Here is a 7,964-nt window from a genome sequence, read left to right on the forward strand (position 1 = left end):
ATTCTCATAATAACTCCTTCAATTTAAAATAAATTATATGTTCATTTTATTAATTATATAACAAAATAAATTAAAAATAAATATTTTTGATATAAAAAAGAATTAACGTCAATATTTAGAGAAATTATCAAAAAAAAAAAAAAATCCCATAATAGAATTTATTTTTTGATGATAGTAAGGATATAATAGAAAAAAATTTCTTTATGTAAAGTTTACTTTACATAAAATAGAATATATGTTAATATAATAATGTAAAGTTAACTTGACATTATTGAGAGGTTTCTAATTATGAAAAATAGACTTGAAGAAATAAGAAAGGAAAAAGGAATAACACAAGAAGAACTGGCTAATATACTCGAGGTATCTAGGCAGACAGTTGGATCTTTAGAAAATGGGAGATATAATCCGTCTATTATCTTGGCATTTAAAATTGCTAAGTTTTTTGATTTGAAAATTGAAGATGTATTTATCTATGAGGAGGATTAAGATGAAAAATAATAAGATTTGGTATTTAGGATATTTAATAGGAATTTGTAGTTTAGTTTTAGCATTTGTATTAAATCTAAATGTGATATTGGACATTGTATTTATTTTTATTTTTGCGATAAGTGTGTCTATTTCACATGTAAAAATTATGCATACTAAAATGATGGAAAAAGACTCTGATTATAGAATAAGCGTAAATGATGAAATAAACGAAAAGATTAGAGATAAGGTAAATGCCACAATGTCATCTATACTAATGTTTTTAATGGGAGTTATTGCTGTTGTTTGTATTTCGGTAAAGATGTACTTACCAGCCTCTTTATTGGCGATTTCATTATTGGTTTCTCCGGTTATTATGTTATTCATTAATAAATATTATGAGAAAAAGTATTAAATTTAAAGTTTTACTTTTCTATTAAGTATGGAATATAATTCTGTTAATAAATTTTATAAAAAGCAGTATATCGCTAAGATTTACTGTTTTTTTATACAAATTCGTATTAAATATTACAAGAGTTTAAGGAATATGAAGAAATAAAATAAAATTAGTAGCTTTTTTAAATATATCTGGAGGATAGTAAATACAATTTGTAATAAGAAATAAATTATAAGATGTTTGATTTAGTTAAGAATTAATATAATAAATATAAAATAAATGGATAAGTATAATTATTTGAAAATAGTTTAAGAAATAGCGAATAATTTAAAAATAATTGAATTATGTAATTATTTATAAAGATAAGCAAAAATAAGCTTGCTTTTAAGGTACAGACGTATTCATTTTCTATATTTTTTATAGATGTTTGAAATGGAGAGATTATTTATATATCTTAGAATGTACATTAAAAGATTTATTACATTTTATAAAAGATGGTACAAAGTATATTTTTTTGATATAATAAATTGTGCATTGCAAAGGGGTATAAATCTTAAAAGTCTTCAATCCCTAACTACTAGAAAGGACAATTTATATGATAAAACTAATAGCAACAGATATGGACGGAACATTTCTTGATAATAGTCATAAAATAACTAATACTAATATGGAAGCAGTAGATTTTGTTCGTAATAATGGAATAGAGTTTGTCATAGCTACTGGGAGAGCATTTTATGAAGCTATTCATCCTATGAAAGAGGCTAATCTAAAATGTGATATTATTTGTTTTAATGGTGGTGTTACATATGACAAAGAAGGTAACTTGTTAAATTTAATAAGTTTAGATCCTAAAGATTCTTTTTTTATTGCACAAATTTTTAAAGCTGCAGGAGTTTCTTATCAGTTATATACTAAAAATAAGGTGTACACTAGTAATATAGAAAATGATGTTCAAGCTTATGTAGATTTGATAGAAGGTCAAGGTGGAAATGCAGATAAAGACCGAATAATGACAGAAGCAAAAGCAAGGCAAGAGCAGGGCTATTTAGTAGAAACAGATAATGTAGATATTTTTATAAATGAGGAAGACAATCCTGTTATAAAAATAATTGGAATTAGTTCGGATAAAGAAAAATTGGCTGTTGCTAAGAGATTTCTTGAAGAAAACAGTAATCTTAGTGTAACTTCATCGGGAGAGAGTAATTTAGAGGTTATGAATAAGAATGCAACTAAAGGAAATGCCTTAAAATCAATAGCTAGTATTAAAAATATAGAAGTAGATGAAATTATGGCGTTAGGTGATAATCTTAATGATTTATCAATGTTAGAATTTGCAAAATATAGTGTTGCTATGAAAAATGGTAATGAAAATATAAAAAAAGTAGCAAAGTATATCTCTGAATTAACAAATAATGAATCGGGAGTAGGAGATATGATATATAAAATAATTAGGGAAGAAAATGGTATAAAATAATGGAAAACATAAATAAAAAATTAATGAAATTAGCTATAGAAGCTACCGAGTTTGCATATGTTCCTTATTCGAACTTTCGAGTAGGGGCGGCTATTTTAGCAAAAAATGGAAAGATATATACTGGATGTAATATAGAAAATGCGAGTTACACACCTACTAACTGTGCGGAAAGAACAGCTATATTTAAAGCGGTTAGTGAAGGAGTTACAGAGTTTAAGAAAATAGCTATAGTAGGAGGTCCAAATGGTAATCTATTAGAGTCTTGTTCTCCTTGTGGAGTTTGTAGACAAGTAATAGCAGAGTTTGTGGATAAAGACTTTGAAATGATATTAGGAAATTCGGAAGATAATTATACTGTTTATAAATTTTTTGTTGATATATTTCCTTTTAGTTTCACAAAAGATGATTTGAATAAGAAATAAAGTGTAAATTTAATGAATAATTACAAAGTATAGTATTATTATAAAATTTATGTTATCATTTATGTAATGTATATAAAAAAATGGAGGAATTATTTTGAATAAGATAGTAGTAAAAGGTGGCATTCCTTTGCAAGGAGAAGTGCAGATAGATGGAGCTAAAAATGCAGTTTTACCTATTGTGGCTTCAGCCTTACTTGCTACAGAAGGAGTTAGTAAGTTTTATAATGTGCCTAATCTTTCTGATGTAAAAATAATTAGTAATTTGTTAGCATCTCTAGGTGTTAAGATATCTTATGATCAGCAAGAAAAAATATTAGAAGTAGATGCTAGAGATAATTTGAAAAATGAGGCGGCTTTTGATTTTGTAAGCAAAATGAGAGCATCATTTTTGGTGATGGCGCCACTATTAGTTAGAGAAAAGGTTGCTAAAGTAGCTATGCCTGGAGGATGTGCTATAGGAAGTAGACCTATAGAACAACATTTAAAAGGTTTTGAGATGTTAGGTGCTAAGATAATTCAAGATGGTGGATACGTAGAAGCACATGCTCCTGAGGGACTAAATGGAACAACGATATTTTTTGATTTCCCTAGTGTAGGTGCTACTCAAAATGTTATTATGGCAAGTTGTCTTGCTAAAGGAACAACTATTTTGGAAAATGCAGCTCAAGAGCCAGAAATAGGAGATATGATAAAGTTTCTAAAAAAAATGGGAGCGAAAATTTCTGGAGAAAATACATCTCGTATAGTTATTGAAGGTGTGGAGAAACTTCATGGTGCAGAGTATACTATAATGCCAGATAGAGTAGAAGCGGCTACTTATATGATAGCAGCAGCAGCTACTAAAGGTGATGTTGTAGTAAAAGGTGCTAGATATGAAGATAATGTTGCGCTAGTTTCTAAAATGAGAGAAATGGGTGTAGAAATAGATGTTTTAGATAACGCTATGCGTGTTAGAAACAATAGGGATTCTCTAAAACCTATTGATGTTAAAACTTTACCACATCCAGGATTTTTAACAGATATGCAATCTATAATTATGGTTCTTACGCTACTAGCTGACGGAGTTAGTACAGTAACTGAAACTGTATTTGAAAATAGATTTATGCACGTAGAAGAATTAAAGCGTATGAACGCTAAAATAAGAATAGAAGGACGTAGTGCTTTGATAGAAGGATTACCTAGATTAGAGGGAACTAATGTTAAAGCTACAGATTTAAGAGCAGGTGCAGCATTAGTTATTGCAGGGTTAATCTCACATGGAGAAACTACTATTAGTCACATTGAACATATTGATAGAGGTTATGTGGATATAGAAAATAAACTAAGGAAGCTTGGAGCAAATATTGTTAGAATAGAAGAATAGAGGTATAATTCTATGGCAAAATCGAAAAAAAAATCTATAAAACAAGTTAAGTTCTATAACTTTATTAAATTTTTTATTATTTTATTTGTAACACTTTACATTGGTTTTATAATAGGATATACTTTAATAGGAAACGGCGAATTTCTTGATGCTTTAAGTTTAAAACCGTTAAAACACATAATAGACATAATAACAAATTAGAAGGGGAGACTATAATGACTATAGTAAGAAGAGATTTATTTGAAGAAATTCAAGAAAAATTAGCAGGAAAAAATGTACGAATAGTATTTCCTGAGGCAACAGATACGAGGGTATTAACTGCAGCAGTTAAGTTAAGTCTTACTGATAATGTACATCCTGTATTGTTAGGAAATCCTGAGCAAGTAAAAGAAGTAGCAAATTCACAGTTTTTACGTTCATCAGGTTTAGAAATAATTGATCATCTTAATTATGAAGGGTACGATGAGATGGTTGATGCCTTTGTTGAAAGACGTGCAGGAAAAGTTACTAGAGAACAAGCTCAAGAACTATTGAAAGATGTGAATTATTTCGGAACGATGTTAGTTTATATGGGAAAAGCTGATGGTCTAGTATCGGGAGCTATTCATTCTACAGGAGATACAGTTCGACCAGCGTTACAAATCATAAAAACTAAGCCTGGTGTAAAAAGAACTAGTGGGGCATTTATTATGAGCAGAAATGCTACTAGATTTATTTTTGCAGACTGTGCTATTAATCCTACTTTGGATGCAGAAGGGTTAGCTGAAGTTGCTGTGGAATCTGCTAAGACAGCAAAAAGCTTTAATGTTTCTCCTAAAGTAGCTATGTTGAGTTTTTCTACATTAGGATCAGCAGTAACGCCAGAAAGCCAGAAAGTTGCTGAAGCTACTAGTATTTTTAGAGAAAAAGCTCCTACAGTACCAGTTGAGGGAGAAATTCAATTTGATGCTGCCTTTGTTCCGGGAGTAGCAAAATTAAAAGCTCCAAACTCAGAAATTCAAGGAGATGCTAATGTTTATGTTTTCCCTAGTTTAGAATCAGGGAATATAGGGTATAAAATAGCTCAAAGATTAGGTGGGTTTGAAGCTATTGGTCCAATTTTACAAGGTCTTAATGCGCCAGTAAATGACTTATCACGTGGTTGTGATGAGATAGATGTTATTAAATTAGCATTAATTACAGCTTTACAAGCGATAAGTAAATAAAGTTAGAAATAAAACAATAAAAGTGATACAACAATAAGAAGTTTTAGGTATTAATTTTCTTTTAGTTGTATCATTTTATTGTTTACTCTAATCGCAACGTTAAAAATATAATTATTTTTATATGGTGTTGAACTTTTTTTTTTTTTTTTTTGCTATAATGGATATTAAGTTAAAAAATATTTTTTGACTGATATTTATTATAGGAGGTGTTTGTTTGAGCTATTTAAGATTTATTTATGAGTATGTAAAAAATCCTAGAAATGTAGGAGCAGTAGTACCTAGTTCTGATGCACTAGCAAAAAAGATGGTAGAGAATATAGATTTTTCTAATGCTAGATGTATAGTGGAATATGGTGCAGGAACAGGAGTATTCACAAAGAAAATTTTAGAAAAGAAAAATAATAATACTATATTTTTAAGTTTTGAAACTAATGAGAAATTTTTTAAAATTTTAAAAGATCAACTTTCAATAGAAGAGAATAACAACTTTGTGTTAATTAATGATAGCGTAGAAGATGTAGAGAAGTATTTAAAAATGTACAATGTAAGTAGTGTTGATTATATTATTTCGGGCTTACCTTTTACTAGTTTACCTAAAAATATTAGCGATAAGGTTTTGACACTAACAAAAAAATTATTACAAGATAAGGCGGAATTTATAACATTTCAATATACATTGGTAAAAATGAATTTCTTTAAACAATATTTTGATAATATAAGCTACAAAAGAGTACTGTTTAATATTCCACCGGCTTATGTACTTAGATGTAAAAATCTTGACAAATAATATGAAGTATATTAGAATTACTAGAAGTATAATTAATATATTTTAGAACTTATCAAGAGTGAGTGAGGGATAAGGCCCTGAGAACTCCGGCAACCTAGTAATATAACTAAGGTGCTTTCCTAAGCAAAGGTAACTTTGAGCGATGAGGTTAATAATTTATTTTAGACCTTGTCTATTGACAGGTTTTTTTATTTTAACATTTGATTATTTAGAAAAATTTTATAAAATATAGGAGAATATTAATGACAAAAACATATTATTTCACATCAGAATCTGTTACAGAAGGGCATCCTGACAAAATAGCAGATCAAATATCTGATGCAGTATTAGATGAAGTATTAAAGCAAGATCCATACGCACGTGTTGCGTGTGAAACAGCAGTAAACACAGGATTAGCGGTTTTAATTGGAGAAATATCTACAACGGCAAATGTAGACTTTCAAAATATAGTTCGTTCAACTATTAATAACATAGGGTATAATGATCCAAGTTCTGGATATTGTGGAGATAATATATCTGTTCTAGTAGCATTAGACAAGCAATCTCCAGATATTGCACAAGGGGTTGACAATGCTATAGAAACTAGAGAGAAAGATGTTTATGAAGAAGTGGGAGCAGGGGATCAAGGTTTGATGTTTGGTTTTGCTACTAATGAAACAGAAACTTATATGCCTTTACCTATTTATCTTAGTCATAAACTTGCTAAAAAATTGGCAGATGTCAGAAAAGAAGGAATACTTAATTATTTAAGACCAGACGGGAAAGTTCAAGTTACTGTAGAGTATGATTTGAATAACGTTGCAAAAAGAATAGATACAGTAGTAGTTTCTACACAACATTCAGAAGAAGTAAGCCAAGAACAAATACATAAAGATATAAAAACTTATGTTATTGAACCTTGTTTAGATGAGCATTTGTTAGATGACAATACGAAATATTTTATTAATCCAACAGGAAAGTTTGTTATAGGAGGGCCGGTAGGAGATGCTGGGCTTACTGGTAGAAAGATAATAGTTGATACTTACGGAGGTTATGCACGCCACGGAGGAGGGGCATTTAGTGGTAAAGATGCTACTAAAGTCGATCGTTCAGCTGCATACATGGCAAGATATATAGCAAAAAATATTGTAGCTAGCGGAATTTGCGATAAAATAGAAGTACAACTAGCTTATGCAATAGGTGTAGCCAATCCAGTATCAATATTTGTAGATGCTTTTGGAACATCTAAAGTAGACGAAGGAGATATAGTAAAAGTTATAAAAGAGAACTTTAGCTTAACTCCTAGTGGTATAATAGAAACTTTAAATTTAAGAAAACCTATATTTAGTCTCACGGCAGCTTATGGTCATTTTGGTAGGGATGAAGAAAGTTTCACGTGGGAAAAATTAGACAAAGTTGATGTATTTAAAAAATTATTAGTTTAGGAGAAGATTATGAACTTGTATGATCAAATTGGAGAAAAGAAGATAGATTTATTAATAGATATATTGTATGACGATGTTATCGCCAATGATGATCGTATTAATATTTTATTTCATAATGGATTTCACAGCGTAAAAGACGAACAAAAGAAATTTTTTAGGATTTTTTTAGGAGCACCTACTAATCTTTTTGATTTTCCTAACTTAAAAGATAAACATTATAAGTTTCCTATATCTATTGATGTAGCAAAGTTTTGGATAGAAGATTTTGAAATAGCTTTGGAAAAGATAGAGTTAGACGAAACGTTAAAATATTTTTTGAGAAAGAAAATAAAGATGTTAGGTATGCATATGATAAATACAGTTAAATAAAATTTATATATTGTTATTAAATCAATTATAGTATAAATTTTATGGATATGTTTATAAG

Annotated in this window: 10 protein-coding genes and 1 riboswitch; all 10 genes read left to right on the forward strand. The window is 29.1% G+C overall.

Annotation, left to right across the window (positions count from 1 at the left end):
* Nucleotides 1-288: 288 nt before the first annotated feature.
* The 10 genes from HZY83_RS05095 to HZY83_RS05140 all read left to right on the forward strand — a co-directional run bounded on the left by HZY83_RS05095 (nt 289) and on the right by HZY83_RS05140 (nt 7,906).
* Nucleotides 289-486: a helix-turn-helix transcriptional regulator gene (locus HZY83_RS05095; RefSeq protein WP_179942993.1), complete on the forward strand. Its 198-nt coding sequence runs from the start codon at nt 289-291 to the stop codon at nt 484-486.
* A 1-nt stretch (nt 487) separates the two neighbouring features.
* On the forward strand, nt 488-880 hold the full coding sequence (locus tag HZY83_RS05100; protein ID WP_179942994.1) for a DUF2178 domain-containing protein: 393 nt from the start codon (nt 488-490) through the stop codon (nt 878-880).
* Between the two features lie 577 nt (nt 881-1,457).
* Nucleotides 1,458-2,336, forward strand: a complete 879-nt coding sequence (locus HZY83_RS05105; RefSeq protein ID WP_179942995.1) for an HAD family hydrolase — start codon at nt 1,458-1,460, stop codon at nt 2,334-2,336.
* A complete protein-coding gene (locus HZY83_RS05110) occupies nt 2,336-2,758 on the forward strand; it encodes a cytidine deaminase (protein ID WP_179942996.1) in 423 nt (140 codons plus the stop codon). Before HZY83_RS05105 ends, HZY83_RS05110 begins: the two co-directional genes overlap by 1 nt.
* Nucleotides 2,759-2,852: 94 nt before the next feature.
* Nucleotides 2,853-4,121 carry a UDP-N-acetylglucosamine 1-carboxyvinyltransferase gene (murA, locus tag HZY83_RS05115; protein WP_179942997.1) on the forward strand — a complete coding sequence of 423 codons (1,269 nt, stop codon included), beginning with the start codon at nt 2,853-2,855 and terminating at the stop codon, nt 4,119-4,121.
* Between the two features lie 12 nt (nt 4,122-4,133).
* A complete protein-coding gene (locus HZY83_RS05120) occupies nt 4,134-4,322 on the forward strand; it encodes a DNA-directed RNA polymerase subunit beta (protein ID WP_179942998.1) in 189 nt (62 codons plus the stop codon).
* A gap of 14 nt (nt 4,323-4,336) precedes the next feature.
* Nucleotides 4,337-5,326 (forward strand): phosphate acetyltransferase, encoded by a 990-nt coding sequence (pta, locus tag HZY83_RS05125; RefSeq protein WP_179942999.1) that lies wholly within the window; start codon nt 4,337-4,339, stop codon nt 5,324-5,326.
* Nucleotides 5,327-5,540: 214 nt separating this feature from the next.
* Nucleotides 5,541-6,113, forward strand: a complete 573-nt coding sequence (locus tag HZY83_RS05130; protein ID WP_218925346.1) for a class I SAM-dependent methyltransferase — start codon at nt 5,541-5,543, stop codon at nt 6,111-6,113.
* 46 nt (nt 6,114-6,159) lie between these two features.
* A riboswitch (SAM riboswitch) is annotated at nt 6,160-6,262 on the forward strand.
* Nucleotides 6,263-6,355: 93 nt separating this feature from the next.
* Entirely contained in the window at nt 6,356-7,537 is a 1,182-nt protein-coding gene (metK, locus tag HZY83_RS05135; RefSeq protein ID WP_179943000.1) for a methionine adenosyltransferase, read from the forward strand.
* Between the two features lie 9 nt (nt 7,538-7,546).
* Nucleotides 7,547-7,906: a globin domain-containing protein gene (locus tag HZY83_RS05140; protein WP_179943001.1), complete on the forward strand. Its 360-nt coding sequence runs from the start codon at nt 7,547-7,549 to the stop codon at nt 7,904-7,906.
* Nucleotides 7,907-7,964: the final 58 nt, after the last annotated feature.

The sequence above is a fragment of the Gemella sp. GH3 genome (assembly GCF_013415425.1).
In the GTDB taxonomy this organism is placed as follows: domain Bacteria; phylum Bacillota; class Bacilli; order Staphylococcales; family Gemellaceae; genus Gemelliphila.

Coding starts and splice junctions, on each gene's coding strand:
- HZY83_RS05110 (WP_179942996.1), top strand. CDS start 2,336: ATGGAAAACATAAATAAAAAATTAATGAAATTAGCTATAGAAGCTACC.
- pta (WP_179942999.1), top strand. CDS start 4,337: ATGACTATAGTAAGAAGAGATTTATTTGAAGAAATTCAAGAAAAATTA.
- HZY83_RS05095 (WP_179942993.1), top strand. CDS start 289: ATGAAAAATAGACTTGAAGAAATAAGAAAGGAAAAAGGAATAACACAA.
- HZY83_RS05140 (WP_179943001.1), top strand. CDS start 7,547: ATGAACTTGTATGATCAAATTGGAGAAAAGAAGATAGATTTATTAATA.
- HZY83_RS05105 (WP_179942995.1), top strand. CDS start 1,458: ATGATAAAACTAATAGCAACAGATATGGACGGAACATTTCTTGATAAT.
- HZY83_RS05100 (WP_179942994.1), top strand. CDS start 488: ATGAAAAATAATAAGATTTGGTATTTAGGATATTTAATAGGAATTTGT.
- metK (WP_179943000.1), top strand. CDS start 6,356: ATGACAAAAACATATTATTTCACATCAGAATCTGTTACAGAAGGGCAT.
- HZY83_RS05120 (WP_179942998.1), top strand. CDS start 4,134: ATGGCAAAATCGAAAAAAAAATCTATAAAACAAGTTAAGTTCTATAAC.